We start from the raw sequence: 24,557 nt of genomic DNA, 5'->3' as shown, positions 1-24,557 counted from the left end.
CGACGGTGCTGGCCATGGCCGGCGATGCCTGGGCGGACCGGGCCGGCGGCACTTCCGGGGCGTTGTGGGGCGTGGCCCTGCGCGGCTGGGGCGCGGCGCTGACCGACCGGGACGCGCTGACGCCCGCCCATGTCGCCGCCGGCGCCGAGGCGGGGCTGCAGGCGGTGCTGCGCCTGGGCGGCGCCCATCCCGGCGACAAGACGCTGGTCGATGTCTTCCTGCCCTTTGCCGAGACGCTGCGCGCCGCGGTGGATGACGGCGCCGCGCTGGCCGAGGCCTGGCGACGCGCCGCGACGCGCGCCACCGAGGCGGCCGAGGCGACGGCGGAGCTGAGCCCGAAACTGGGGCGTGCCCGTCCGCTGGCCGAGCGCAGCATCGGCCATCCCGATGCCGGCGCGATCTCGCTGGCGCTTTGCGCGCGGGTGGTGGCCGAGGAACTCGCCGCAGGCTGAGCACGCCGCATGGCTTGCAGACGGTACCGCTCCGCGCGGTGCCGTCCGTTCTGCTGCGTATAAAATTTTTTTAAATCAAAAGGTTGCCGCAAGATTTTTCCGCCGATGTGACAAGAAAATCGTGGACGCGATGCAAAATTCTGTATACAGCATACCAGACAGGCGCTGAGGGAGGGATTCGGACATGCGGATGGCACTGGCAATCGGGGATGCGGGCGGTGTCGGGCCGGAACTGGCGGCAAAGCTGCTGGCCCATGACGAGATGAAGGACCGCGACGTGATCGTGGTGGGGGATGCCCGTGTCCTGCGGATGGGCGCCCGGCATGCCGGGGTCGATCTGGACCTGCCGGTGATCGCCGCCGACCGCCTGGGCAAGGGGCTGCCCGCCGGCCGGGTGATGGTCGATCTGGCGAATTGCCCTGTCGAGGGGCTGCGGCTGGGTGCCTCGTCGGCCGAGGCCGGGGCGGCCTCGCTGCAGAACTTCGCCGCCGTGCTGCGCCTGGCGCAGGCCGGGCTGGCCGATGCGGTGATGTTCACCCCTTTCAACAAGCATTCGATGCGCCTGGCGCGTCCGGCCTATGTCGACGAGATCGGCTTCATCGACGCCACTTTGGGCGCCAGCCGCAGCGGCCGTGAGTTCAATGTGCTGGACGAGGTGTGGAACGCCCGGGTGACCTCGCATATCCCGCTGCGCGACGTGGCCTCGCGTCTCAGCGTCGAGCGGATCCTGGACAGCATCCGCCTGACCACCGAGGTGATGGAGGGCGCGGGCAAGGCCGCGCCGCGCATCGGCGTGGCGGCGCTGAACCCCCATGCCGGCGACGGCCGTAATTTCGGCGACGAGGACGAGGACATCATCGCCCCCGCCGTCGAGCGTGCCGCGGCCGAAGGGCTGAAGGTCGCCGGCCCGATCCCCTCGGACACGGTCTTCGTGCGGGCGACGCGCGGCGAGTTCGATGCGGTGCTGACCATGTATCACGACCAGGGCCAGATCGCCATGAAGTTGATGGGCTTCGACCGGGGCGTGACGCTGATCGCGGGCTATGGTTTCCCGATCGTGACGCCCGCGCATGGCACGGCATTCGACATCGCCGGTCAGGGCAAGGCCGATCTGGGCGCGACGCTGGCTGCCGCCCGGCTGGGCTTCGATCTGGCGAAGCTGAACCCGGTTCGCGGCGAACAGCGCCCGCTGCAGGCGGGCTGGGCCGCGCAGCCGGTCGGGGCAAGCACACTCGCAGCCGGCTGAGGGGGCCGGGCGGAATAACGGAGGAGGAGAGAATCATGAAACACAGGAACATCGGAACGGTCGCGGCCCTGGCGCTGCTGACGGCATTGCCCGCGGCGGCGGAATGGGCGCCCGAGCGGCCGCTGGAATTCGTCGTCGCCTCGGGCGCCGGCGGCGGCACCGACAATTTCGCCCGTACCATCCAATCGGTGCTGACCAAGGGCAAGATCGTCGAGCGGCCCATGGTGGTGCTGAACAAGGGCGGCGGCTCGGGGGCCGAGGCGTTCCTTTACGCCAAGCAGAATGCTGGCGACCCCCACAAGGTGATCTTCGGCACCAACAACGTCTATCTGCTGCCGCATATCGCCAAGCTGGCCTACAAGGCCGAGGATCTGCAGCCCGTCGCCGCGCTGGCGATGGACGAGTTCCTGATCTGGGTCAAGGCGGATGCGCCCTACCAGACCGCCGGCGACCTGATCGAGGCGGCCAAGGCCGAGCCCGGCAAGCTGCCCTTCGGCGGCAGCCAGTCCAAGGATACCGACGAGACCCTGGTGGCGCTGATCGAGCAGACCTCCGGCGCCGACTTCAAGTATGTCCCCTTCAACGGCGGCGGCGAGGTCGGCGTGCAGCTGGCCGGCGGCCATGTCGTGGCCAATGTCAACAACCCGAACGAGAATCTTGGCCAGTGGCAGGCCGGCGCCGTGCGCCCGCTTTGCGTCTTCGCGCCGCAGCGCATGGCCGAAAGCGAGCCGATCCATGACGGCAAGGGCTGGCACGACATCCCGACCTGCAAGGAGCAGGGGTTGGACATCGAGAGCTACCAGATGCCGCGCACCGTCTGGCTGCCGGCCGGCGTCCCCGAGGAGGTGGTCGCCTTCTACCGCGACGCGCTGAAGCAGGTGGCCGACTCGGAGGAGTGGAAGGGCTATCTGGGCAAGACCTCGCAGACCGGCGCCTTCCTGACCGGCGAGGATCTGCAGAAGTTCATCGCCGACAGCGAGGCGAAGACCGTCGAGGTCTTCAAGGCCGAAGGCTGGATCGGCGAGTAAGCCGCACCGGAACGGCCCGCCGGAACCTGTCCGGCGGGCCGTCTTCTGCAAGACGGCGAAGGGGGGAGCGATGACAGTCAGACGTTTTCATGCCGAGATCGGCACCGCGATCGGGACCGGCGCGCTTGGGGTGGCCGCGGTGATCGGCGCGGCCGAACTGGGCCACGGATGGGAGGAAAGCGGCCCGCAATCGGGCTATTTTCCGTTCTATGTCGGGCTGATCCTAATCGGTGCCAGCCTCTGGAACCTGGTGGCGGCCTTCATCCGGCATCGCAGCGCCCAGGCCCATGCCGCCGCCGGCGGGGCGATCGAGGAGCCGTTCCTGGACGGTGAGCGGCTGCGGCGCCTGGGCCGCTTCCTGGCGGCCATGCTGACCTTCGTGGTCGCGACGCTGGCGCTTGGCATCTATGTCGGCTCGGCCGGCTATATCGCCTGGAACGCCTGGCGGCAGGGCGGCTATCGCCTGCCGGTGGCCCTGGCGATCGGCATCGGCTTCGCCGCCGCGCTCTACCTGATCTTCGAGGTGGCGTTCCTGATGCCGCTTCTGAAGGGGCCGATCGAGCCCCTGCTGGGCATCTACTGAAAGGGCGGGGCGATGGGAAATTTCGATCTGCTGATCCACGGCTTCGGCATCGCCATCACGCCGATGCATCTGGCGCTGATGGTCGTGGGGGTGCTGCTGGGCCTGATCGTCGGCGTGCTGCCGGGGCTCGGCGCCCCGAACGGGGTGTCGCTGCTGATCCCGCTGACCTTCACGCTTGACCCGACCTCGGCCATCATCCTTTTGTCCTCGATGTATTGGGGGGCGCTGTTCGGGGGTTCGACCACCTCGATCCTGTTCAACATCCCGGGCGAGCCGAGTTCCGTCGCCACCACTTTCGACGGCTATCCGATGGCCAAGTCCGGCCAGTCGACGCGGGCGCTGACGCTCGCCTTCATGTCGGCGGGGATCGGCGCGCTGCTGGGGGTCATCGTCATCACCCTGCTGGCCGGCTGGGCCTCGAACTTCGCGCTGCGCTTCGGCGCGCCGGAATATTTCGCCGTGTATTTCCTGGCCTTCGCCGCCTTTATCGGCATGGGCAGCGCCGCGCCGGTCAAGACCGTGGTGTCGCTGGCCACCGGGCTGCTGCTGGCTTCGGTCGGCATGGACAACGTCACCGGCGAGGTGCGGCTGACCTTCGGCTTTTCCGACCTTCTGGGCGGCATCAGCTTCCTGGTGGTGGTGATCGGCCTGTTCGGCATCGGCGAGCTGCTGGCCACCGTGCAGGAGGGCCTGTCCTTCCGCGGCGTCTCGTCCCGCATCGACCTGCGCGACGTGCTGCGCACCATCGCCGAGCTGCCGCGCTACTGGGCGACCTCGGTGCGTTCGGGGCTGGTCGGCATCTGGATGGGCATCACGCCGGGCGGCCCCACCGCCGCCTCGTTCATGAGCTACGGCATCGCCCGGCAGTCCTCGCGCAAGGGCAAACCCTTCGGCACCGGCCGCCCCGAGGGCATCATCGCCCCCGAGACCGCCGACCACAGCGCCGGCACCTGCGCCATGCTACCGATGCTGGCGCTTGGCGTGCCGTCCTCGGCCACGGCGGCGGTGATGATGGGCGGGCTGATGATCTGGGGGCTGACCCCGGGGCCGATGCTGTTCGCGACCAAGCCGGATTTCGTCTGGGGCCTGATCGCCAGCATGTATATCTCGAACGTGGTGGGGGTGATCCTGGTGCTGCTGACGGTGCCGATGTTCGCCGCGCTGCTGCGCATCCCCTTTGCCATCATCGGCCCGATGATCGTCGCGATCTGCTTCGTCGGCGGCTATACCGTCTCAAGCGCCACCTTCGACCTGTGGCTGGTGCTGGTCTTCGGCTTGGTGGGCTATCTGTTCACGCGGCTGGACTATCCGCTGGCGCCTCTGGTGCTGTCGATGGTGCTGGGCCACAAGGCCGAGAACGCCTTCCACCAGTCGATGATCCTGTCGGACGGCTCGCTGTCGGTGTTCTTCTCGAACCCGCTGGTCGGCTCGATCATGACGCTGGCGCTGGTGCTGCTGATCCTGCCGAAGCTCTTGCATCTGGGTGGGCGGCTGCGGCGCCGCCAGCCGGTCGAATAAGCCGCGTATCAGAGGGGGCAGGGCATGAACCATCTGCGTCATTTCGCCGGGCGCGAGACCCGCGAGGTCGAATGCGCCATCATCGGCAGCGGCGGCTTCGGCCGCAGCTTCCTGTCGCAGGCGCGGCATGTGCGGGGGCTGCGCTGCCGGGTGGCCTTCGACCGCGACACCGCCATCGCCGCCGCGGCGCTGGCCTCGGTCGGCCATGACCGGGCCGACATCGCCGAATGCACCGACGCCGCCGCGATCCGCGCCGCCTGGGCGGCGGGCAAACCCATCGCCGCCGCCGATCCGGCGCTGCTCGCCGAACTGCCGGTCGAGGTGGTGCTGGAGGCGACCGGCAACCCCGAGGCCGGCGCCCGCCACGCCCGGCTGGCGATCGAGGCCGACAAGCATGTGGTCATGGTCACCAAGGAGACCGACAGCGTCGTCGGCCCGATCCTGGCCCGCATGGCGTCGGCGCGCGGCCGGGTGGTCTCGCCGGTCGACGGCGACCAGCCCAGCCTGCTGATCGGCTTGGCGAGCTGGGCCGAGGTGGTCGGCCTGGAGCTGGTGGCCGCCGGCAAGTCCAGCGAATACGACTTCGTCTATGATCCGGGCTCCGACACCATCACCAGCAACGGCGTCACCGTCGCCGCGCCCGGCTTCGGCGCCTGGATCCAGGCCGGCGACCGGCCCTGGCCCGCGGTCGCAGAAGCCCGCGCCGCGCTGGCCGCAGCCTTGCCGCAGCGCGCGGTTCCGGACCTGTGCGAGATGACCGTGGTGGCCAACGCGCTTGGCCTGCGGCCCGACCGGGCCGACCTGCACGCGCCCATTGCCCGCATCACCGAGGTTGCCGATGTCATGGCCCCGCGCGCCGATGGCGGGCTGCTGGGCGCGGTCCCGGCGCTCGACGTGTTCCACTGTCTGCGCCTGCCGGGCGAGCCGAGCTTTGCCGGCGGGGTCTTCGTCACCGTCGCCTGCAAGGACGACGAAAGCTGGGACATGCTGCGCGACAAGGGCCATGTCGTGGCCCGGAACGGCCGCACGGCGATGATCGGCCTGCCGCGCCACCTGCTGGGGCTGGAAGCGGCCACCACCGTCTTCGAGGCGGCGCTGCTGGGCCAGTCCTCGGGTGCGGCGCGGCCGCGGCCGGTCATCGACCTGACCGCCCATGCCGATCGCGACCTGCCGGCCGGCACGCTGTTGCTGGCCGAGGGGCATCATCACACCATCGCCCATGTCTCGTCGCGCATGACGCCGGCCGCCGTGCTGGCGGATGCGACGCCGATCCCCTACTATCTGGCCGCCGGGCGGCGGCTGGTGCGGGATGTCCGGGCCGGTGCGCCGATCACCTGCGCCGATGTCGAGCGCGACGAGGATTCGGAGCTTTGGCGGCTGCGGCAGGCGCAGGACGCCGTCGCGCCCGGCGACTGGATGTAAGGGGGCGACCATGCTGCTGGGCTGTATCGGGGACGATTTCACCGGCTCCTCGGATCTGGGCAATACGCTGGTCAAGGGCGGGATGCGGGTGGTGCAATATTGCGGCATCCCTGACGCCCCCGCCGATCCCGCGGTCGCGGCCGGGATCGTCGCGCTCAAGACCCGTTCGGTCGCGCCCGAGGAGGCCGTCGCGCAATCGCTGCGGGCGCTGGACTGGCTCAGGGCGCAGGGTTGCCGGCAGATCCTGTTCAAATATTGCTCGACTTTCGATTCCACGCCGCGGGGCAATATCGGCCCGGTGGCCGAGGCGCTGGCCGACGCCCTGGGGGCCGGGGCGGTGATCTTCTGCCCGGCCTTTCCGGCGACGGGCCGCACGGTCTATCAGGGCCATCTGTTCGTCGGCGACCGGCTGCTCAGCGAAAGCGGCATGGAGGCGCATCCGCTGACCCCGATGACCGATCCCGACCTGCGCCGCTGCCTGGCCGCGCAAAGCCGGCGCGGCATCGGCCACGTCCCGGCCGCGACGGTCTGGGCCGGCGCACCGGCGATCCGCGCCCGGCTGGCCGAGGAGGCGCGCGCCGGCCGCCCCTTCGCCATCGCCGATGCGATCCGCGACGAGGATCTGGTGGCGCTGGGAATGGCGGCCGAGGACATGCCGCTGATCACCGGCGGCTCGGGCATCGCGCTGGGTCTGCCGGCGAATTTCCGGCGCCGGGGCCTGCTGGCAGGCCAGCCGGCGGGTTGGCGCGGTCAGGCGGGCCGGGCGGCGGTGCTCTCGGGTTCCTGCTCGCGCGCCACGCGGGGACAGGTGGCCCAGCATGTCGCGCGCGGCGAGCCGAGGCTGGAGATCGACCCCGAGGCGGTGATCGCCGGCCAGGTGACGCCGCGCGCCGCCGCCGACTGGGCCCTGGCCCAGCCCGGCCTGCCGCTGGTCTATTCCTCGGCCGACCCGCAGGCGGTGCGGGCGGTTCAGGACCGGCATGGCAGCGATCTGGTCGCCCATCGGCTGGAAGCCTTTTTCGCCGAGACGGCGCGGCTCTTGGTCGCGGGCGGCGTGACGCGGCTGATCACCGCCGGCGGCGAGACCTCGGGCGCGGTGGTCGAGGGGCTGGCCCCCGGCGCGTTGGAGATCGGCCCCGAGATCGCGCCGGGCGTTCCCGCCATGCGCGCCGGAGACAGGCTGGTGCTGGCGCTGAAATCGGGCAATTTCGGCGCCCCCGACTTCTTCGCCGCCGCCGCCGCGGTGCTGGCCGGCGAGACGGTGGCGGCATGACCGGGGAAGCCCGGCTGCGCGAGCGGATCTGCGATCTGGCGCGCTCGATGTTCGAGCGCGGGCTGACGCATGGCTCGACCGGCAACATCTCGGCGCGGGCGCCGGATGGCGGGCTGCTGGTCAGCCCGACCGGCACCAGCTTCGGCCGGCTCGACCCGGCGCGGCTGGCCCGCTTCGACGCGCAGGGCCGGCAGATCGGCGGCGACAGGCCCACCAAGGAAATGCCGCTGCACGCCGCCTTCTACGAGACGCGGAGCCGGACGGCGGCGGTGGTGCATCTGCATTCCTGCCACTCGGTGGCGCTCTCGACCCTGCCGGATGCCGATGCCGAGGATTTTCTGCCGCCGCTGACGCCCTATGCCTTCATGCAGCTGGGCCGGGTGCGGCTGCTGCCCTATTTCCGGCCCGGCGACCCGGCCATCGGCGATGCGGTGCGGGGGCTGGCGGGGAAACGCTCGGCGGTGATGCTGGCCAATCACGGCCCGGTGGTGGCGGGCCTGGACCTGGAAGGCGCCTGCAACGCCGTCGAGGAACTGGAGGCGACGGCGCGGCTGGCGCTGCTGCTGCGCGGGGCCACCCCCAACCGGCTGACGCCGGCGCAGGTCGCCGAACTGGTGCGGCTGCATGACATCGCCTGGGAGGGGTGATCTCAGGCGCAGAGCGGCGCGGCCTGCGCGCCAAGCGCCGCCAGCGCGTCCCCTGGTGCCAGCAGCAGCAACAGCCCGCGCTTGCCGCCGTTGATCGCCACGTCGGCGCAATCCATCGCCCCGGCCTCGAACAGGGTCGGCACCGGGCGGCGCTGGCCGAAAGGACTGATGCCGCCGGTGCGGTAGCCGGTCAGGCGTTCGGCCTTGTCGGCGGGCATCATCGCCGCCGCCTTGCCGCCGAATGCCGCGGCCACGCGCTTCATCGACAGGCTGCGGTCGCCCGGCACCACCGCGCAGGCCGGGCGGCCGTCCACCTCGATCATCAGCGTTTTCAGAAGCTGGCCGGGCGGCAGGCCGACGGCCTCGGCCGCCTGCAGGGCCACGCGCTCGGACCCCGGATCATAGCGGTATTCGACCGGGCGGAAGGCCACGCCGGCGCGGCGCAGGAACTGGGTGGCGGGGGTGCCGGTGCTCATGATCCGGCCCTTTGCGCGGGCGCCGGGGCGCGGATGTTGATGTAGTTGCCGACCAGGATCAGCGCCGCGCCGGCAACCACCGCCAGGCCGATGGGTTCGTCGTAAAGCACCAGCCCGACGACGGCGATGACCGGCAGGCGCAGGAAGTCGAAGGGCATGACCAGCGTTGCCGGCGCGACGCGCAGCGCGTTGACGATGCAGAAATGCGCCGCCAGCCCGGTGGTGCCCAGCAGCGCCACCCAGGGCGCCGCCGCGGCCGAGGGCAGGGCGATCCGCCCGTCGAAGCCCGCGCAGCCAAGGCCCATCAGCGCCTGGCTGACCGACATCCACCACAGGATGCAGAGGGGATCGACCACCGCCGTCAGCTTCTTGGTGCAGATATAGGTCAGCGCAAAGCCGATCGCTGCCAGCGCCGCCGAGATCAGCCCGGGCGACAGGCCCGCCGCGCCGGGCTGCGCGACCAGCAGGATGCCCAGGAAACCCAGCAGCGCCGAAAAGGCCCGCACCATGGTCAGCCGCTCGGCCAGCAGCAGCGGCGACAGCAGCAGCACCCAGAGCGGCGCGGTGAACTCCAGCGCGAAGACCTGGGCCAGCGGAATGGTGAACAGCGCATGGAACCACAGGTTCTGGGCGATGAAATGCGCGCCGTTGCGGGCAAGTTGCAGCCCCGGGCGCTGCAGCGTGACCACCGCCCAGCCGCCGCGCAGCGACAGCGCCGCCGCCAGGATCGCCACGCCGATCAGCGAGCGCCAGGCCAGGATCTCGAAGGTGTCGAGCTCGTGCGAGACTTTGCGCCCGGCGATGGCCATGAGGGTGAAGGACGCGACCGCCCCCATCATCCAGCCGGCGGCCAGAAGGGGCCGGGTCGCGGCTGCGGCGCTCATCGCAGGGCGGGGGGCGTGGTGATCGGCATCGGCTGGCTCCTTTCCCTCGGGGCACAGGGCTAGCGGATCGGCCGGGGCCGGGCAAGCGGGGCCGGGCCGCGACAAGCATCTTGTCGCGCGCGGCGCCACGCGGCTTTTGACAAGCGGCCGGCACCGGCCCTATCCTTGTCCCCGAGGACGGACCTGCGGAGGCGACCATGCTCGCGATCATCGGACCGAGCGTGACCTGACCTTCGCCGGGCCCCGGCCGTCGCGAGCCGGCCATCTCTTTGGCTGAAAGGGAGAGCGGCATGTCCGAAATCGCCGTCGCCAGGGAAGGCAACCGCTATGTCGCCCGCATTCCCGGCATCGACGCCGAGGGCGAGATCACTTTCACCCGGCGCGGTCCCGCGGTCATCAGCGCCGATCATACCGGCGTGCCCGAGGCCATGGCCGGGCGCGGCGTGGCTCGGGCGTTGCTGGATTTCATGTTGCGGGATGCACGGCAGAACGGCTTCCGCATCGTCCCGCTTTGCCCCTATGTGCGGGGGCAATATGCCCGCCACCCGGAATGGGCCGACCTGTTCACCCTGGCGCCGGGCGAGAATCCCTAGGCCCCCCGCAGGCTGGCTGCGAACCCCCCGAGGAAATTGCGCAGGGTCTCGCGGGTCTTGGCGTCGGTCAGGTTGCCCTGGTCGTCGAAGACCGATCCGGCGCGCGACACCATCAGCCGACCCTCGGCCCACAGTTCGGCCTTCAGCGTACGCAGCACCGGCAGCCAGTGGCTTTGCGCCAGGATGGTGCCGAAACCGCCGGGCGAGGCGCCGATCACCGCCACCGGCTTGCCGACGAACATGGCCAGGCCGTCGCCGCGCGACATCCAGTCGATGGCGTTCTTGAACACGCCGGGGACGCCGTTGTTGTATTCCGGCGTCACCAGCAGCAGCCCGTCCGCCTCTGCCAGCTGCGCCTGCAGGGTGCGGACGGCGGCGGGCAGGCCCGAGGCGTCCTCGAGATCGGCGTTGTAAAGCGGCACCTCGCGGATCGAGCCGATCTGGATCCGCGCGCCCTCGGGCGCGACATCGGCGGCGGCGCGCAACAGGCCGGCGTTGAACGAGGCGCGGCGCAGGCTGCCGCTGAGGCCCAGAATCGTCTTGGTCATGCGTTTCCCTTTCCTGGCTGGGTCGATTACGCCCGATGCCTGGGACGCGGGCAAGCCCCGTGCCGGCAATTCCCGGCCGGCCCCGGCACGCAATTCTTGCCTTGCGGGCATTTGTGGCCTCTGCTGGGGCCGAACCGGGCGGCTGTCCGCCGATGGCCGGCCGGGAAATTCATCGAGGAATTGCCGCCATGTCCGCGAAGACCCGAAAATATGTCATCGTGCCCGAGGACAATGTCTTCAACGAGGGGATGGAGACCAGCAGCTTCCGGCTGTTCCGCACCATGCACCGGCGGCTGTTCGGCAGGAAGGCGCGGGCGGGCATCGCCAGCAGCATGCCCAAGGGCGCCGAGCATGGCGATTGCTCGCCCACCCGGCCGCCGCTGCGCATCCTGGAAACCGAGGTCGGCCGCATCAGGCTGATCGATTCCATCGGCGAGGACGAGGCCTCGCTGGTCCGCATGACGCCCGAGCAGGCCTTCGTGCTGCAGCGCGCCTATCCCGGCCTGCGCATCCGGCCCGAGCTGCGGCTCTATCCGCTGCGTTTCGGACAGGTGAACATCATCCGCCAGCAGGCCAAGCCCGCCGCCTTCCGCTCGGCCAAGGCGCTGGCCCTGCGCTGCGTCGATGCCGAAACCGGCCGGCCGGTGGCCGATGCGCATGTCGTCATCGTGCTGAACCGGCGGCGGGGCTTCGGCATATCCGAGGTCAGGACCGACGACCAGGGCTGGTTCCGCACCGCGCTGCCGGCCGGGCAGACCAGCATCGACGCCATCATCTGCGCGCCGCTTGCGGGCTATTGGCCCGGCGGGCTGGAGGAGGTGCCGGTCGCGCCCGAGGGCGAGACCGAGGTGACCCTGGCCGTGCCGCCCATTGCCAAGGATTTCCCCGATGCGCTGGCCCGGATGGTGAAGCCGGCCGGCAAGGGCGACGGCAAGGGCGTCAAGCTGGCGGTGATCGACACCGGCATCGACCCAGCGCCGGGCCTGAACGTGGTCAAGGGCCTGAACACCACCGGCACCGAGCCCGCCGACGAATGGTTCGACAATGGCGCCGGCCACGGCACCCATGTCGCCGGCATCGTCGCCCGCATCGCCCCGGCGGTGGAGCTGCACGCCTATCGCGTCTTCGAGAAGGGCGACGGCGGCGCCAGCGAATTCGCCATCGCCCGCGCCATCCGCCAGGCGGTCGAGGATGGTTGCGACATCATCAACATGAGCCTCGGCCAGTCCTCGGAACCGATCGCGATCTCGCGCGAGGTGCGGCGGGCGCGGGCGCTCGGCGTGGTCTGCGTGGCGGCGACCGGCAATGACGGCATGGCGCCGGTTTCCTATCCGGCGCGCTCGGCGGCCGTTCTGGGGGTCTCGGCGGGCGGCGTGCTGGGCAGTTGGCCCGAGGGGGCGATCACCGGGCGCAATGTCGCCGAGAAACCCAAGCCGGTCGGAGACCGCTTCTTTGCCCGATTCAGCAATATCGGTCCCGAGGTGGACTTTATCGGACCGGGCGTTGGTATTATATCTTGGGTCGATGCGAAGTCCAAAGGGGTGATGGACGGCACCTCGATGGCCTGCCCTGCAATCGCCGGGCTGATGGCCAGGCTGCTGTCGCAAAACCCGGAAGTCATGTCGGCCGAACGCAACCAGCAACGTTCGGACGACATTGTCAGGATGGCGAACGGCCACGCAGCGCCGATCGGTTTCGGCAAGGAATATGAAGGCGCTGGACTGATCGAATAGGTTTTGGGCGATGAAGGTGCAACGCAAACAGGATGAACGCTTCGTGCTGGTCTATTCTGACGACCGCGACCCCTCGCGCGAGGAAACGGCCGAAGCTCTGGATCAATTGAAGTCCCTGACGGCCGAGGAAGTGATTCCCGGAACGATTCGCGTCATAGGCCCGCGCCGCGAGGTCGAAAGATGCATGGGCGCGCTGGATCACTGGCGCCTGTCACGGGAAAAGATCTTCCGGCTGGACCCGCCCTGCAAGGCGCTGCGCTGATCCGCCGCCTTCGCGGTCCCTGAACAGCCGCCAATCCGCGAACCGTGCCCGTGCGCCGTCCGGCGGCGATCCGTCCGCCTCGCGCAGCGGCAGCGTCAGGTCCACGCGCAACCCACCCTCGGCCCGATTGGTCAGCGCCAGCGTGCCGCCATGGGTGCGCACCACGTCCCGGGCGATGGAAAGCCCCAGACCCGCGCCGCCTGTATCCAGGCTGCGGCTGGCCTCGCCGCGCACGAAGGGTTCGGTCACGCGGACCAGCAGCGCGTCGGGGATGCCGGGACCGTCGTCCTCGATCCGGATCAGCACCGATGCCGGACCGCGCCGCCAATGCAGCCGCGCCGGCCCGGCATAGCGCCGGGCATTGTCCAGCAGGTTGCGGATCGCGCGTCGCATCGCCACCGGCCGCAGCGGCATGACCAGCGGTCCTTGGCCCATATAGGCCGCGCCGCCATCGGCACCGAGCTGGGCCAGCAGCCGATCCAGATCGACGGGCTGCGGCGCTTCGGCTTCTTCCCCCGCCGAGGCGGCGTGCAGCAGCCCGTCCGCCATCACCGCCATCTCGTCCAGGACGCGGATCATCGCCTCGCGCTGCTCGGCCTCGTCCAGCAGTTCGGCGCGGATGCGCAGCCCGGTGATCGGGGTGCGCAGGTCATGGCCCACGGCGGCCAGCAGCCGCATCCGCTCGGCCTCGAAACCGGCGATGCGGCGCTGCATGGCGCTGAAGGCCGCGGCGGCCTCGCGCAGCTCTCCGGCGCCGGTCTCGGCCACGCGCGCGCCATGGTCGCCGCGGCCCGCCGCCTGCGCCGCCTCGGCCAGGGCGCGCAGCGGCCGGGTCATGCGGCGCACGAAGACCAGCCCCACCGACAGCGTGCCCAGAAGCGAGGCCAGCAGCGGCGCGAAGAAGCCCTGTTTCCATTGCCAGGCGCTGTGCGCCGGCAGCGGATAGACCAGCGCATTCAGCCAGCGCCCGGCCGCGGGCCCCTGCGCCAGCCGCACCGAGACCAGCATCAGCGGCGCGCGGTTGTCGGCGCCGGTGGGGGCGGCGCTTTCGCGGATCCGGATCTCGTGCCCCGGCAACTCGGCGGCCATGTCCGCCTCGTGCAGCGTCAGCCGCGTGGCATCGGGCGGACCCAGCGGCACCGGATCGACCGAAAAGCGGGTGAAGCCGGTGCTGCTGTTGCGGGGCAGCATCAGCGCCGTTTCCGGATCCGCCGTCTCCAGCGCGGCGACCAGTGCGTGCAGCCGGTGCGCGTCGCCCTGAAGCCGGATCGCCCGGTCGAAGGCGGTGCCCTCGCGCGCCATCAGCAGGGCGGCGATCAGGTTCGCGCCCAGAAGCGCCGCGACCAGCAGCAACCAGAAGCGGGCGGCCAGCCCGGCGGGCAGCAGGCGCCTCATGCCAGGGTGTCCACTTCGGCCGCCAGCCGATAGCCGCCGCCCCATTCGGTGACGATCAGCCGCGGCGCGCGCGGGTTCTGCTCGATCTTGTGGCGCAGTCGGCTGACGGCATTGTCGACGGCACGGTCATAGGCCCGCGCCTCGCGCCCCGACAGCAGGTCCAGCAGCCGCATCCGCGACAGCACCTGCCCGGGATGGTCCAGCAGCAGGCCCAGCAGCCGGTTCTCGCCCGAGGTCAGCGCCACATCGCGGCCCGCAGCCAGCGTGACCACGGCCCGCGCCGGATCATGCACCAGCCCCGAGAAGCGGCGGCGCTGTCTGCCGGGCGCCGGCCGTTCCGGCGGCACGCGGCGCAGCACGGCATGGATCCGCGCCAGCAGTTCGCGCGGGTCGAAGGGTTTGGCGACGTAATCGTCGGCCCCCAGATCCAGCCCCGCGACCCGGTGGTCTTGCGCGCTGCGGGCGGTCAGCAGGATCACCGGCAGGCGGTATTCATGGACCAGGGCGCGGCACAGGCTCAGCCCGTCCTCGCCCGGCATCATCACGTCGAGGACGGCCAGATGCACGGGTTCGGCGCCAAGCGCGCGGCGGGCCTCGGCGGCGTCCTGGGCCAGACGGGTGCGCAAGCCGTTGCGGCGCAGGTATTGCCCCAGCGGTTCGCGGATGTCGCGCGCGTCGTCGACGATCAGGATGCGCGGTTCGATGCTATCGGTCATCGGCATCTGCCCAGTATGGAACGGAATGCGACGGCGACACCGCAGGCGCCGCCGTCGGAAGCGGTGGCGGCGCCCGCGGGATGCAGGCGCCGCCGGGGCGGTGCAATCAGAAGGTCGAGGTCAGCGACAGGTAGAAGGCGCGCCCCGGTTCGTTGAAGGTGTTCGCCCCGGTGCTGGAGTCGGTGCGCAGCACCGTCTTGTCGAACAGGTTCGTCACCCCGGCCGAGACCCGCGCCGTCTCGGTCAGGTCCCAGGTCGCGCCCAGGTTGACCAGCGTATAGGGATCGCGCCCGTTGGCCTGGTCGAACTCGGCATTCGTGATCGCGCTCATCGTCGCCGCGTCGATCCTGCCGTAATGTGTCGCCGCCAGCGTCACCGTCACCGAATCCGAGGCGAACCAGTCCAGCGAGGCGTTGACCGTGTAGTCCGGCACCAGGCTCAGCGGCTCGCCATTGTCCTTTTCGGACTTGATCATCTTGGTGAAATTGGCGTTGAAGGCGAAGCGCGCGCCCAGATCGGTCGAGAAGTTGCCCTCGAGCCCCGAGATGACCGCCTTGCCCTGGTTCTCCCAGCGGAACAGCCGGCCGTCGTCGCTGTTGTCGTTATACTGCACGAAGCCCGAGCCGATGCGGTTTTCATAATCGTTGTGGAAATAGGTCAGGCTGGCTTCGACGCCGTTCGATCCGGCATAGGCAACGCCGATTTCCTTGTTCAGGCTTTTCTCGGCCTCCAGGTCCGGGTTGCCCAGGACATAGCAGGGGCCGGACAGCCGCACGCCGTCCACATAGGGGCAGCCATGGCCGCGCGTGATGTAGACGTAGTTCGGATTGAGCTGGAACAGGTTCGGCACCTTGAAGGCGCGCGCGACGCCGACCTTCATGCTCCATGCCTCGTTGAACCGCCAGGTGGCGTTCAGGCTGGGCGACCAGTTCGAGCCGAAATTGTCGTTATAGTCGAAGCGCAGGCCCGGGGTCAGGGTCAGCTGTTCGTTCCATTCGATATTGGCCTCGGCATACAGGCCGATGGTGTTCTGTTCGGTCCTGGGATCGCGGTCGGCCGCATCTTCGGGCACGCCGGTGCCGCCGCCCACCTCTGGCGGCAGGGTGTTGGTGGTCGAGACCGCATCGTCCATGAACTCGCCGCGGTATTCGGCGCCCAGCGTCAGCCGGCTGGCCTTGCCGCCCAGGCTCATCGGCAGGATCCATTCGCTTTTGGCCGAGACGGTATCCAGGTCGATGGTGCGGTATTCGTAGGCGTCTTCCTCGCCATCGCCATCGCTGTCGATGCAGGGGGTGTAATTATCCTCGACCGAACCGGCATTGCCGCTGCACAGCCGGGTGTTGCCGGTGTTTTCCCACTGGATGTAGCTGTGCGATTCCCCGAAATCGTATTCGCCGCGATGGGTCAGCGAGACGGTGCGGCGATACATGCGGCTGGTCTCGCTGCCCAGCAGCTCGGCCATGTCCTCGTCCACCGCGCCGTTGCGGGTATCGCCGGCATAATCATTGCCCTGGCGCGAGAAATCCATCTGGACATCAAGGTGGTGGCCGGGGGCGAGGTTCCAGCTCAGCAACGCGCCCAGATCCTTGTTGGTCACGCCCTCGCTGCCCGCCAGCGGCGGCAGCGCCTCGCCGGTCTCGGGATCGGTGCGCGGCGGGTTCAGGTCGGCGGCGTCGGCCTCGGTGCGGTTGTAATTGCCGAACAGGCGGAAGGTCAGCGTCTCGCCGACCGGGCCGGCCAGCATGAAATTGGCGCGGTTGGTGCTGCCTTCCTTGCTGTTTTCCGGGACGGTCGCATGCATCGACACCTGGCCGGTGAAGGTCTCGGGGCGTTTGGTGATGATGTTGACCACCCCGCCCGAGGCGCCCGAGCCATAACGCGCCGCCGCCGGGCCGCGGATCACCTCGATCCGCTCGATCATCTCGGCCGGCACCCAATTCGAATCGCCGCGGGTGTCGCGCTCGCCGCCGCGGCTCATCTTTACGGCGTTGCGGGACATGACCGGCTTGCCGTCGATCAGGATCAGGGTGTTTTCCGGCCCCATGCCGCGAATGTCGATCTGGCGCTGGTTGCCGCGCTGGCCGGTCGCCGTGGCGCCGGTCAGGTTCACGCCGGGCATCTTGCGCACGATCTCGGAGACGTCGTTGCGCACCGGGGTCTTTTCCAGGTCCTCGGCGGTCACGGTCGAGGTGCCAAGCGCCTGCTTGCCCTGTTCCTCGGCCGAGATCACCACCGTGTCGAGGATGATCGTGTCGTCCGTGCCGGTCCTGGTCTCCTGCGCCAGAACGGACCCGGCGGGAACCGGCAGTGACATCAGCAGACAGAGTGCGGTGCCCGTGGCCGGGCGCGGGAAAAGCGTCGCCATCGCTTGCTCCTGTGGGAAAGGATTGGGGATGGCTGGCTGGGCGCGGGCTGGCCCGCTTCAAGCATTTGTGAGCGCGGGCATCAATCCGGCCCCGGGGTTTTTTTGTCGCGAAATGTCGCAAACCCGCAAGCCGGCGCCGGCGGAAAAGGTTCAGGCCGGGCCGCGGGTGCTCAGCCGGGTCAGGGCGCGGTCGAGTGCCGCGGCATCGTCGCCCAATTCGGCCAGCAACTCGGCCTGGAAACCCGCGGCAATCTGGCCCAGGCGGGCCATCAGCGCCCGGCCCTCGTCCGTCAACTCCAGCACCACCAGCCGGCGGTCGGTTTCATTGCCGGATTTGCGGACCAGCCCCGCTTCCTGCAGGCGCGTCGCCGCGCGGCTGACCATCGACTTGTCCAGGTTGACCCGGGCATGGATGTCGCGGACGCTGACCGCGCCGGAATGGTCCAGATGCGCCAGCACCCGCCATTCGGGAACGGTCAGGCCGGCCTCGGCCGCGTAAAGCGCGGCGAAGCGGCGGCTGACCTGGGTCGCCGCGACATTCAGCCGATAGGGCAGGAATCCGTCCAGATCGAATGACATGGTGCCTCCTGGGCGGCAGGACAGCAGAAATTCATTGCGGCTGCAACAAGATCCGGCAGCTTGACACCGTTGCGTTTGCAACGGTATAATCATTGCAAATGCAATGAGATTGCGCAGGGAGGACCGATGACCCAGCACGACCTGCCGCGCGGGATGGTCCGCGCCGCCGGCCCCGCCGGCCCGCATGAGGGCTACATGCCCGGCTTCGGCAACGATTTCGAGACCGAGGCGCTGCCCGGCGCCCTGCCGCAGGGCCAGAACAGCCCGCAGAAATGCGCATATGGGCTTTACGCCGAACAGCTTTCCGGCACTGCCTTCACCGCGCCGCGCGGCCAGAACGAGCGGACCTGGTGCTATCGCATCCGGCCGTCGGTGCAGCACACCGGGCGGTTTGCGCCGCTCGGATTGCCCTATTGGAAGACCGCGTCGAACCTGCGCGACGACATCGTCAGCCTGGGCCAGTATCGCTGGGATCCGATCCCGGTGCCGGACGAGGAGCTGACCTGGATCACCGGCATGCGGACCATGACCACCGCCGGCGACGTGAACATCCAGGTCGGCATGGCCAGCCATGTCTATCTGGTGACGCGCTCGATGCAGGACGAATATTTCTTCTCGGCCGACAGCGAATTGCTGGTGGTGCCGCAGGAGGGTCGGCTGCGCTTCTGTACCGAACTGGGCGTCATCGACCTGGAGCCGCAGGAGATCGCCATCCTGCCGCGCGGCCTCGTCTATCGCGTCGAGGTGCTGGAAGGGCCGGCCCGCGGCTTCGTCTGCGAAAACTATGGCCAGAAGTTCGACCTGCCGAACCGCGGCCCCATCGGCGCCAATTGCCTGGCCAACCCGCGCGACTTCAAATGCCCGGTCGCGGCCTTCGAGGATCGCGAGACACGCTCGCGCGTGGTGATCAAGTGGTGCGGCCGGTTCCATGACACCTGGATCGACCATTCGCCGCTGGACGTGGTGGCCTGGCATGGCAATTACTGCCCGTACAAATACGATCTGCGCAGCTATGCGCCGGTGGGCGCGATCCTGTTCGACCATCCCGATCCGTCGATCTTCACCGTGCTGACCGCACCCTCGGGGCAGGAGGGGACGGCGAATATCGATTTCGTGCTGTTCCGCGAGCGCTGGCTGGTGGCCGAGCACAGCTTTCGCCCGCCCTGGTATCACAAGAACATCATGTCCGAGCTGATGGGCAATATCTACGGCATCTACGACGCCAAGCCGCAGGGCTTCGCGCCGGGCGGCATCAGCCTGCACAACTGCATGTTGCCGCACGGCCCCGACCGCGACGCCTTCGAGGCCGCGAGCAACGCCGCGCTGAAACCCGAGAAGCTGGACCACACCATGAGCTTCATGTTCGAAACCCGCTTTCCCCAGCACCTGACCGAGTTCGCCGCCCGCGAGGCGCCGATGCAGCGGGACTATGGCGAGGTCTGGGATCGGCTGGAGAAGAGGTTCGACGGCACGCCCGGGACGAAATGACGCGTCCCAAGGCGGGGGGCGTCTGCCCCCCGGCGCCTGCCCGCCCCCTCGGGAGCAGGCAGGCGCTCCCCCCGAGGGTATTTCTGAAACGGAGAAAGGCATGGCCTTGCTGCGGTCCCGGGTCGAAAGCGCCAATGATGCGGATGGCCCGTTCCCCCTGAACAACCTGCCCTATGGGGTGTTTTCCGTGGCGGGCGATGCGCCGCGCTGCGGGGTGGCCATCGGCGACATGGTCCTTGACTTGGCCGCCTGCGAGGCGCGCGGGCTGATCGATGCCGGCGGTACCTTCGGGGAACCGCAGCTGAACGGCTTCATGGCGCTTGGCCGGGCGCGCTGGGACGTGGTGCGGGCCCGGCTGACGGCGTTGCTGGCCGAAGGAGCCGAAGGAGAGCTGCCGCTGGTGGCGATGGCGGAGGCCCGGCTGCACCTGCCGATCAGGGTGGCCGAGTTCACCGATTTCTATGCCTCGAAGAACCACGCTTTCAATGTCGGTGCGCTGTTCCGCGGGACGGAGCATGCCTTGCCGCCGCAATGGACGCATATGCCCATCGGCTATAATGGCCGGGCCTCGTCGGTGGTGGTCTCGGGCACGCCGATCCGGCGGCCGATGGGGCAGGTGCGGGGCGAGGCCGGGCCGGAATGGGTGCCCTGCCGACGGCTGGACCTGGAACTGGAGCTGGGCGCCGTCGTTGGCGCCGACAGCCGCATGGGCGAACGGCTGGGGGTCGAGGCGGCCGAGGCCATGATCTTCGGCTATGTGCTGCTGAATGACTGGTCGGCGCGCGACGTGCAGGCCTGGGAATACCAGCCGCTGGGCCCGTTCCAGTCCAAGGCGCTTGGCACCACCATCGGCGCCTGGGTGGTGACGCAGGCGGCGCTGGAACCGTTCCGCTGCGCGGGCGCCGAGCGGGTGAACCCGCTGTTGCCCTATCTGCAGGAAGCGCGGCCGGGGCTTTACGACCTCGAGATCGGCTGGACGCTGAACGGCCAGGTCATGGGCCGGACCAATTACAACCTCATGTATTATTCCAGCGCCCAGCAACTGGCGCATCACAGCAGCTCTGGCTGCCCGATGCGGGTTGGCGACCTGTTGGGCTCGGGCACCATCAGCGGTCCGGCGCGCGAACAGACCGGGGCGCTGCTGGAGATGACCGCGGGCGGCAAGCTGCCGGTCATGGTGAAGGGCACGCCGCGCACCTTCCTTGAGGATGGCGACGAGGTCGGGCTGTTCGCGCAGGCCCAGGGCGAGGGTTATCGCATCGGCTTCGGTCCCTGCACCGGACGGATCCTGCCCGCCCGGGCATGAGCGCCGCGCCGCATGGCTGGCTATCCCTGCCGGCCGCGGCTCCCGCTGGGGGCCGAAGGCTGGACTTTGAGCGGAGGCGTCCGGCCACTTGCCGTGCAGCGCCGCCATCGCCGCAGCCCGCGCGACCGGCCGGCGTTCATGGTCGCCGATCCGGATCGGGCCCCGCCCGCCTCATGGTCGGGCAGAGAAAGCCCGCGCGGGCAGGTCGGGCTTGGCGAAACCCATTGCGCAAGATATTGAGCGATGCTACGTCTTCCTGGAAGAATCAGGGGGCCTGCATGACCAGCAACACCGATCTTATCGCCCGCAAGAGCGCCGCTGTGGCGCAGGGGGTCGCGACGCGCGGCATCTTTGCCACCCGCGCCGAAAATGCCGAGCTGTGGGATGCCGATGGGCGCCGCTTCATCGACTTCGCCGCCGGCATCGCGGTGAACAATACCGGCCATCGCCATCCGCGGATCATGGCCGCCGTCGCCCGCCAGGCCGAGTCCTTTACCCATACCTGTTTCCATGTCGCGCCCTATGAAGGGTATGTCCGGCTGGCCGAGCGGCTGAATGCCGCGACGCCGGGCGATTTCGCCAAAAAGACCATGCTGGTCACCACTGGCGCCGAGGCGGTGGAGAATGCGGTGAAGATGGCGCGGGCCCATACCGGCCGTTCGGGCATCATCGCCTTTTCCGGCGCTTTCCACGGCCGCACGCTGCTGGGCATGGCCCTGACCGGCAAGGTCGCGCCCTATAAGAAGGGCTTCGGCGCCATGCCGGCCGAGATCTTGCACGCGCCCTTCCCGAACGCCTTCCACGGCATATCCGAGGCGGATGCCGTTCAGCATATTGAGCGACTGTTTGCCTCGTCCGTCGATCCCGAGCGCATCGCGGCGATGATCGTCGAGCCGGTGCAGGGCGAGGGTGGCTTCAATATCGCCCCTGCCGGTTTCCTGCGTGCCTTGCGCGCGATTTGCGACCGGTACGGTATCGTGCTGATCGGCGACGAGGTGCAGGCCGGCATGGCGCGCACCGGCCGCATGTTCGGGTTCCAGCATTCCGGCGTGGTGCCCGACCTGGTGACCATGGCCAAGGGGCTGGCCGGCGGCTTCCCGCTTTCGGCCGTCACCGGCCGGGCCGAGATCGTCGATGCGGCGCCTCCGGGCGGGATCGGCGGCACCTATGCCGGCAACCCGCTGGCCGTGGCCGCCGCCCATGCGGTGCTGGACGTGATCGGGGAGGAGGGGCTTTGCGAACGCGCCGCCGACATCGGCGAGACGATCCGCGCCCGCCTGGCCACCATCGCGGCGCGGCAGGGCATGGAATGCATCGGCGATGTGCGCGGCCTGGGCGCCATGAACGCCTTCGAGCTGGTGACGGACCGGGCCAGCAATGCGCCCGACGCGGCCCTGACCGCTGCCATCGTGGCCGAGGCCGAGACACGCGGGCTGATCCTGCTGTCCTGCGGCACCCGCTACAACGTCATCCGCCTGCTGCCGCCGCTGACCATCCCGCAGGCACAGTTGGAGGAGGCGCTGGACATCCTGGAAGCCGCGGTCGAGGCCGCCGCCATGCGCCGCGCCGCCGCCGCCTGATCCCGGTCAGCGTCCGGTCAGTTCGCGCAGGAAGCCGGCGCGGTCGAAATCCGGCGCCGGCACCGGGCCGAACAGCGCCGCGTCCAGACGCGCAATCGCGGTCGGGCGCGGCTGGCGGCCCGCCTGGCGCTCGGCCCGGACATAATCCTCGGCCGCGCGGCGCAGGGCGAACAGGTCGTCGCCGCGCGCCGCGGCACGCAGCGCCGGCAGGGCGCGGTTGGGCCTCAGCCGGTGCCAGAGGCGCTGCAGGTCCCGGACCGGCCTGAAGCCGCGATCCCGCAGCAGCAGCGCCAGCCCGGCCAGGCAGCCCGCGGCCAGGGCGGCCAGCGCCTGCCAGGCCAGGCCCCTGGGCACCATCGCCGCGCCGCCCAGATTTTCGGACTGCTTGCCATAGCCGAAGGGAATCGGCCGGGTGATGTCGCCGCGCATCTCGCGCTTGTTGGCGTCGAACCAGGAAAACCGCATCGGCGGCAGCGTGCCCTGTTCGCCGGTGATCGGCCGCAGGTGCCATTCCCATTGCACGAAGGCGACCGGGCCGCGCTCGGTCAGCCGGGTCTCGCGGCGTTCGGGGGCGGTGAAGCTGATCAGCCAGCGCTCGCGCAGTTCGGGGCGCGGCGGCAGCAGATGGGCCATGGTGCCCTCGGCGGTCAGGGTGATGCGGCGCAGGATGGTCTGGTCGTCGCTGATCCGGGCCGGGTCGCCCGACAGATCGTCGGTGACCTTCAGGCTGCGCGTCACCAGCGGCGTGCCGGGCGCCGGATAGGGCTGCACGTCGATCGAGACGGGGGGTGCGATCACCTCGGCCGGCAGGCGGGCATTGCCCTCGGCCTTGGTCAGGTGATGGCTGACCGGGCCGATCTCCAGACTGCCCGGGCGGCGGGCGAACACCGCGACATGGCGTTGGAAGATGCGGCGGGACCGGCCCTCGACCCGTTCGTCGCGCCATTCGTCGGGGCCGAGCTGGATCCAGTCGTAACCGGCGGAATCGGGAAAGGTCATCTCCTCGAGCGCGATCCAGCCGGTATATTCGCCGCGGATGGTGACCGGGATCATCTCGCCCACCACCGGCTGCATCTTGGGCAGGATCAGGCGCAGGCTGTCCTGCGCCGCCGCCGGCAGTGCCAGCAGCAGAAGCGCCAGCAGGGGGACCAGGAATAAGGGCGGGCGCCTTACCATGGCTCGCCCTCGGCCGGGCGGATCAGGCCCAGGGCGGCGCGGCGGTCGTATTCCGCCTTCAGCCGCAGCTTCAGGAATTCGCCCGGATCGTCGGGGATGGTGGCCAGCCAGGCGTCGCTGGCGGCGATGCCCCTTGCATCGACGTCCCGCTTCCAGTGGATGGCAAGGGTGCCGGCGGTGGTGGCCGCGGTCTCCTCGCCCGGGCCGAGGCCGCCGGCCCCGGCGATGCGGCCGGGCGCGATGCTGTCGCCGGTTTCGGGCGGCACCATGGCGGCGACCAGGTCGCGGTTGCGCCGCGCCTCGGCATCGGCGGGGTTCGAGAACAGCACGGCGTCGAAATAGGCCTGCGACAACAGGTAATCGCCGGTCGCCGCCAGACTCAGGCCGCGATTGTAGGTCTGGGTCCGCCCCGCATCGGCAAAGGCCGCATCGGCCGCCGCGAAATCGCCGGCACGATACAGGGCCACGCCCCGCTCGGCCGGGTCGGAGAGCAGCGGCGCGGCCAGCCGCGGCAGGCAGGCCGCCAGCGCCAGCCGCCCCAGCGCCTGCGGCCCCGCCAGCGCCAGGCAGCCAAGCGCCAGGGTCAGGATCAGCCACGGCTTCATGACTGCCTCCGGAAGCGGATGAGCAGCGGCAGCAGCGCCAGCGCCGCGACCAGCGGCCCGAGATCGCGGTAGCGCAGCCCCGCCAGCATCGGATCGGCGGCCAGACCCGAGCGGCCCAGCCCGGCGATGACCGCCCGGGGGTCGGTGGCGGGCGCCAGCCTCTCGGGGGCCAGGGCTTGCAACCCGTCCAGATCGGTGCCGCGTTCGCCCCGCAGCGTCAATGCCCAAAGGCCGATGCCCGAGGCGCGCAGCCGTTCCGCCTCGGCCAGCGCCGCAGGGTCGCCCGCCCCGCCGCCATCCGAGACCAGCACCAGGTCGGCGCGTTCCGTCCCGGCCAGCATCTGCCCGGCCAGCGCCATGGCGGCGGCGGGGTTGCTGCCCTTGTCGGGCAGGGTCTGCGGGTCCAGCACCGCGATCAGGCTTTCCAGCACCTGCGGATCGGTGGTCGGCGCGGCGGCGGCATAGGCCTCGCGCGCATAGAGGATCAACCCGACCGGCCGGCCGGCAAGCCCGGCGATCAGCTGCGCGGCGGCGGCCTGCGCGTCCTTCAACCCCTGCGCCTGCGCGCCCCCGGCGACCGAGGCCGACAGGTCCAGCGCCAGCAGCACCGCATCGCTTTGCGCAAAGACCGGCGCGTCGTCGCGCGGCAGCGCCGGGCCCGACAGGCCCAGCACCAGTGCCG

The 24,557-nt window shown here is 69.9% G+C and carries 24 protein-coding genes; 14 read left to right on the top strand and 10 right to left on the bottom strand.

Annotated elements, in window-relative coordinates; all coding sequences use genetic code 11:
- The 8 genes from ACFOMP_RS12430 to otnC all read left to right on the top strand — a co-directional run.
- Window positions 1-452 (top strand): DAK2 domain-containing protein (locus ACFOMP_RS12430; RefSeq protein WP_379031021.1); only part of this gene is annotated, 452 nt, incomplete at its 5' end.
- Window positions 453-642: 190 nt separating this feature from the next.
- Window positions 643-1,698 carry a 4-hydroxythreonine-4-phosphate dehydrogenase PdxA gene (locus ACFOMP_RS12425; protein WP_379031018.1) on the top strand — a complete coding sequence of 352 codons (1,056 nt, stop codon included), beginning with the start codon at window positions 643-645 and terminating at the stop codon, window positions 1,696-1,698.
- Between the two features lie 35 nt (window positions 1,699-1,733).
- A complete protein-coding gene (locus tag ACFOMP_RS12420; RefSeq protein WP_379031015.1) occupies window positions 1,734-2,726 on the top strand; it encodes a tripartite tricarboxylate transporter substrate binding protein in 993 nt (330 codons plus the stop codon).
- 70 nt (window positions 2,727-2,796) lie between these two features.
- Window positions 2,797-3,309 carry a tripartite tricarboxylate transporter TctB family protein gene (locus tag ACFOMP_RS12415; protein ID WP_379031012.1) on the top strand — a complete coding sequence of 171 codons (513 nt, stop codon included), beginning with the start codon at window positions 2,797-2,799 and terminating at the stop codon, window positions 3,307-3,309.
- Window positions 3,310-3,321: 12 nt separating this feature from the next.
- Window positions 3,322-4,827, top strand: coding sequence for a tripartite tricarboxylate transporter permease (locus ACFOMP_RS12410; RefSeq protein ID WP_289896329.1), 1,506 nt, complete (start codon window positions 3,322-3,324; stop codon window positions 4,825-4,827).
- A 24-nt stretch (window positions 4,828-4,851) separates the two neighbouring features.
- Window positions 4,852-6,249 carry an NAD(P)H-dependent oxidoreductase gene (locus ACFOMP_RS12405; RefSeq protein WP_379031009.1) on the top strand — a complete coding sequence of 466 codons (1,398 nt, stop codon included), beginning with the start codon at window positions 4,852-4,854 and terminating at the stop codon, window positions 6,247-6,249.
- 10 nt (window positions 6,250-6,259) lie between these two features.
- Window positions 6,260-7,522, top strand: coding sequence for a 3-oxo-tetronate kinase (otnK, locus tag ACFOMP_RS12400; RefSeq protein ID WP_379031006.1), 1,263 nt, complete (start codon window positions 6,260-6,262; stop codon window positions 7,520-7,522).
- On the top strand, window positions 7,519-8,169 hold the full coding sequence (otnC, locus tag ACFOMP_RS12395; RefSeq protein WP_379031003.1) for a 3-oxo-tetronate 4-phosphate decarboxylase: 651 nt from the start codon (window positions 7,519-7,521) through the stop codon (window positions 8,167-8,169). Before otnK ends, otnC begins: the two co-directional genes overlap by 4 nt.
- 2 nt (window positions 8,170-8,171) lie before the next feature.
- Here otnC and ACFOMP_RS12390 read toward each other — a convergent pair whose 3' ends face one another.
- Together ACFOMP_RS12390 and ACFOMP_RS12385 are read right to left on the bottom strand one after the other, a co-directional pair.
- On the bottom strand, window positions 8,172-8,645 hold the full coding sequence (locus ACFOMP_RS12390) for a YbaK/EbsC family protein (protein WP_379031000.1): 474 nt from the start codon (window positions 8,643-8,645) through the stop codon (window positions 8,172-8,174).
- Window positions 8,642-9,529, bottom strand: coding sequence for a DMT family transporter (locus ACFOMP_RS12385; protein WP_289896324.1), 888 nt, complete (start codon window positions 9,527-9,529; stop codon window positions 8,642-8,644). The genes ACFOMP_RS12390 and ACFOMP_RS12385 overlap by 4 nt, the downstream gene beginning before the upstream one ends.
- Before the next feature lie 290 nt (window positions 9,530-9,819).
- Between ACFOMP_RS12385 and ACFOMP_RS12380 the strand changes: the two genes are divergently transcribed.
- On the top strand, window positions 9,820-10,122 hold the full coding sequence (locus ACFOMP_RS12380; protein ID WP_379030996.1) for a GNAT family N-acetyltransferase: 303 nt from the start codon (window positions 9,820-9,822) through the stop codon (window positions 10,120-10,122).
- On the opposite strand, the gene ACFOMP_RS12375 is transcribed toward ACFOMP_RS12380, so the two are convergent.
- Window positions 10,119-10,670: an NADPH-dependent FMN reductase gene (locus tag ACFOMP_RS12375; protein WP_379030993.1), complete on the bottom strand. Its 552-nt coding sequence runs from the start codon at window positions 10,668-10,670 to the stop codon at window positions 10,119-10,121. The genes ACFOMP_RS12380 and ACFOMP_RS12375 overlap by 4 nt on opposite strands.
- Before the next feature lie 188 nt (window positions 10,671-10,858).
- Between ACFOMP_RS12375 and ACFOMP_RS12370 the strand changes: the two genes are divergently transcribed.
- Window positions 10,859-12,403: a S8 family serine peptidase gene (locus ACFOMP_RS12370; protein WP_379030990.1), complete on the top strand. Its 1,545-nt coding sequence runs from the start codon at window positions 10,859-10,861 to the stop codon at window positions 12,401-12,403.
- 10 nt (window positions 12,404-12,413) lie between these two features.
- Window positions 12,414-12,665 carry a hypothetical protein gene (locus ACFOMP_RS12365; protein ID WP_019351895.1) on the top strand — a complete coding sequence of 84 codons (252 nt, stop codon included), beginning with the start codon at window positions 12,414-12,416 and terminating at the stop codon, window positions 12,663-12,665.
- Here ACFOMP_RS12365 and ACFOMP_RS12360 read toward each other — a convergent pair.
- The 4 genes from ACFOMP_RS12360 to ACFOMP_RS12345 all read right to left on the bottom strand — a co-directional run bounded on the left by ACFOMP_RS12360 (window position 12,615) and on the right by ACFOMP_RS12345 (window position 17,720).
- The gene (locus ACFOMP_RS12360; RefSeq protein ID WP_379030987.1) at window positions 12,615-14,060 is read right to left on the bottom strand and encodes an ATP-binding protein; all 1,446 of its coding nucleotides are present in this window, start codon (window positions 14,058-14,060) and stop codon (window positions 12,615-12,617) included. The genes ACFOMP_RS12365 and ACFOMP_RS12360 overlap by 51 nt on opposite strands.
- Entirely contained in the window at window positions 14,057-14,776 is a 720-nt protein-coding gene (locus tag ACFOMP_RS12355) for a response regulator (protein WP_289896319.1), read from the bottom strand. Before ACFOMP_RS12355 ends, ACFOMP_RS12360 begins: the two co-directional genes overlap by 4 nt.
- A 106-nt stretch (window positions 14,777-14,882) precedes the next feature.
- Window positions 14,883-17,141 (bottom strand): FepA family TonB-dependent siderophore receptor, encoded by a 2,259-nt coding sequence (locus ACFOMP_RS12350; RefSeq protein WP_379030984.1) that lies wholly within the window; start codon window positions 17,139-17,141, stop codon window positions 14,883-14,885.
- A 150-nt stretch (window positions 17,142-17,291) separates the two neighbouring features.
- Window positions 17,292-17,720 (bottom strand): MarR family winged helix-turn-helix transcriptional regulator, encoded by a 429-nt coding sequence (locus ACFOMP_RS12345; protein ID WP_379030981.1) that lies wholly within the window; start codon window positions 17,718-17,720, stop codon window positions 17,292-17,294.
- Between the two features lie 126 nt (window positions 17,721-17,846).
- Between ACFOMP_RS12345 and hmgA the strand changes: the two genes are divergently transcribed.
- The 3 genes from hmgA (at window position 17,847) to gabT (ending at window position 22,094) form a co-directional block, all read left to right on the top strand.
- Window positions 17,847-19,208: a homogentisate 1,2-dioxygenase gene (gene hmgA / locus ACFOMP_RS12340; RefSeq protein WP_379030978.1), complete on the top strand. Its 1,362-nt coding sequence runs from the start codon at window positions 17,847-17,849 to the stop codon at window positions 19,206-19,208.
- A gap of 100 nt (window positions 19,209-19,308) precedes the next feature.
- Window positions 19,309-20,514, top strand: coding sequence for a fumarylacetoacetase (gene fahA / locus ACFOMP_RS12335; protein ID WP_379030975.1), 1,206 nt, complete (start codon window positions 19,309-19,311; stop codon window positions 20,512-20,514).
- 278 nt (window positions 20,515-20,792) lie between these two features.
- The gene (gene gabT, locus ACFOMP_RS12330; protein ID WP_379030972.1) at window positions 20,793-22,094 is read left to right on the top strand and encodes a 4-aminobutyrate--2-oxoglutarate transaminase; all 1,302 of its coding nucleotides are present in this window, start codon (window positions 20,793-20,795) and stop codon (window positions 22,092-22,094) included.
- A gap of 6 nt (window positions 22,095-22,100) precedes the next feature.
- Here gabT and ACFOMP_RS12325 read toward each other — a convergent pair whose 3' ends face one another.
- The 3 genes from ACFOMP_RS12325 to ACFOMP_RS12315 form a co-directional block, all read right to left on the bottom strand.
- Complete coding sequence (locus tag ACFOMP_RS12325) at window positions 22,101-23,270, bottom strand: hypothetical protein (protein WP_379030970.1); 1,170 nt, start codon at window positions 23,268-23,270, stop codon at window positions 22,101-22,103.
- Window positions 23,264-23,875, bottom strand: a complete 612-nt coding sequence (locus tag ACFOMP_RS12320; protein ID WP_379030967.1) for a hypothetical protein — start codon at window positions 23,873-23,875, stop codon at window positions 23,264-23,266. Before ACFOMP_RS12320 ends, ACFOMP_RS12325 begins: the two co-directional genes overlap by 7 nt.
- The coding region (locus tag ACFOMP_RS12315) for a VWA domain-containing protein (RefSeq protein WP_379030964.1) at window positions 23,872-24,557 on the bottom strand (686 nt) is incomplete at its 5' end. The genes ACFOMP_RS12315 and ACFOMP_RS12320, both read right to left, overlap by 4 nt.

The sequence above is a fragment of the Paracoccus simplex genome (genome assembly GCF_042648325.1).
In the GTDB taxonomy this organism is placed as follows: domain Bacteria; phylum Pseudomonadota; class Alphaproteobacteria; order Rhodobacterales; family Rhodobacteraceae; genus Paracoccus; species Paracoccus simplex.
This window is presented reverse-complemented; position numbering and strand designations above follow the sequence as displayed.

Excerpts from the sequence above, each read along its gene's own strand:
- ACFOMP_RS12425 (WP_379031018.1), top strand. The coding sequence starts at position 643 with ATGGCACTGGCAATCGGGGATGCGGGCGGTGTCGGGCCGGAACTGGCG.
- ACFOMP_RS12420 (WP_379031015.1), top strand. The coding sequence starts at position 1,734 with ATGAAACACAGGAACATCGGAACGGTCGCGGCCCTGGCGCTGCTGACG.
- ACFOMP_RS12415 (WP_379031012.1), top strand. The coding sequence starts at position 2,797 with ATGACAGTCAGACGTTTTCATGCCGAGATCGGCACCGCGATCGGGACC.
- ACFOMP_RS12410 (WP_289896329.1), top strand. The coding sequence starts at position 3,322 with ATGGGAAATTTCGATCTGCTGATCCACGGCTTCGGCATCGCCATCACG.
- ACFOMP_RS12405 (WP_379031009.1), top strand. The coding sequence starts at position 4,852 with ATGAACCATCTGCGTCATTTCGCCGGGCGCGAGACCCGCGAGGTCGAA.
- otnK (WP_379031006.1), top strand. The coding sequence starts at position 6,260 with ATGCTGCTGGGCTGTATCGGGGACGATTTCACCGGCTCCTCGGATCTG.
- otnC (WP_379031003.1), top strand. The coding sequence starts at position 7,519 with ATGACCGGGGAAGCCCGGCTGCGCGAGCGGATCTGCGATCTGGCGCGC.
- ACFOMP_RS12390 (WP_379031000.1), bottom strand. The coding sequence starts at position 8,645 with ATGAGCACCGGCACCCCCGCCACCCAGTTCCTGCGCCGCGCCGGCGTG.
- ACFOMP_RS12385 (WP_289896324.1), bottom strand. The coding sequence starts at position 9,529 with ATGAGCGCCGCAGCCGCGACCCGGCCCCTTCTGGCCGCCGGCTGGATG.
- ACFOMP_RS12380 (WP_379030996.1), top strand. The coding sequence starts at position 9,820 with ATGTCCGAAATCGCCGTCGCCAGGGAAGGCAACCGCTATGTCGCCCGC.
- ACFOMP_RS12375 (WP_379030993.1), bottom strand. The coding sequence starts at position 10,670 with ATGACCAAGACGATTCTGGGCCTCAGCGGCAGCCTGCGCCGCGCCTCG.
- ACFOMP_RS12370 (WP_379030990.1), top strand. The coding sequence starts at position 10,859 with ATGTCCGCGAAGACCCGAAAATATGTCATCGTGCCCGAGGACAATGTC.
- ACFOMP_RS12365 (WP_019351895.1), top strand. The coding sequence starts at position 12,414 with ATGAAGGTGCAACGCAAACAGGATGAACGCTTCGTGCTGGTCTATTCT.
- ACFOMP_RS12360 (WP_379030987.1), bottom strand. The coding sequence starts at position 14,060 with ATGAGGCGCCTGCTGCCCGCCGGGCTGGCCGCCCGCTTCTGGTTGCTG.
- ACFOMP_RS12355 (WP_289896319.1), bottom strand. The coding sequence starts at position 14,776 with ATGACCGATAGCATCGAACCGCGCATCCTGATCGTCGACGACGCGCGC.
- ACFOMP_RS12350 (WP_379030984.1), bottom strand. The coding sequence starts at position 17,141 with ATGGCGACGCTTTTCCCGCGCCCGGCCACGGGCACCGCACTCTGTCTG.
- ACFOMP_RS12345 (WP_379030981.1), bottom strand. The coding sequence starts at position 17,720 with ATGTCATTCGATCTGGACGGATTCCTGCCCTATCGGCTGAATGTCGCG.
- hmgA (WP_379030978.1), top strand. The coding sequence starts at position 17,847 with ATGACCCAGCACGACCTGCCGCGCGGGATGGTCCGCGCCGCCGGCCCC.
- fahA (WP_379030975.1), top strand. The coding sequence starts at position 19,309 with ATGGCCTTGCTGCGGTCCCGGGTCGAAAGCGCCAATGATGCGGATGGC.
- gabT (WP_379030972.1), top strand. The coding sequence starts at position 20,793 with ATGACCAGCAACACCGATCTTATCGCCCGCAAGAGCGCCGCTGTGGCG.
- ACFOMP_RS12325 (WP_379030970.1), bottom strand. The coding sequence starts at position 23,270 with ATGGTAAGGCGCCCGCCCTTATTCCTGGTCCCCCTGCTGGCGCTTCTG.
- ACFOMP_RS12320 (WP_379030967.1), bottom strand. The coding sequence starts at position 23,875 with ATGAAGCCGTGGCTGATCCTGACCCTGGCGCTTGGCTGCCTGGCGCTG.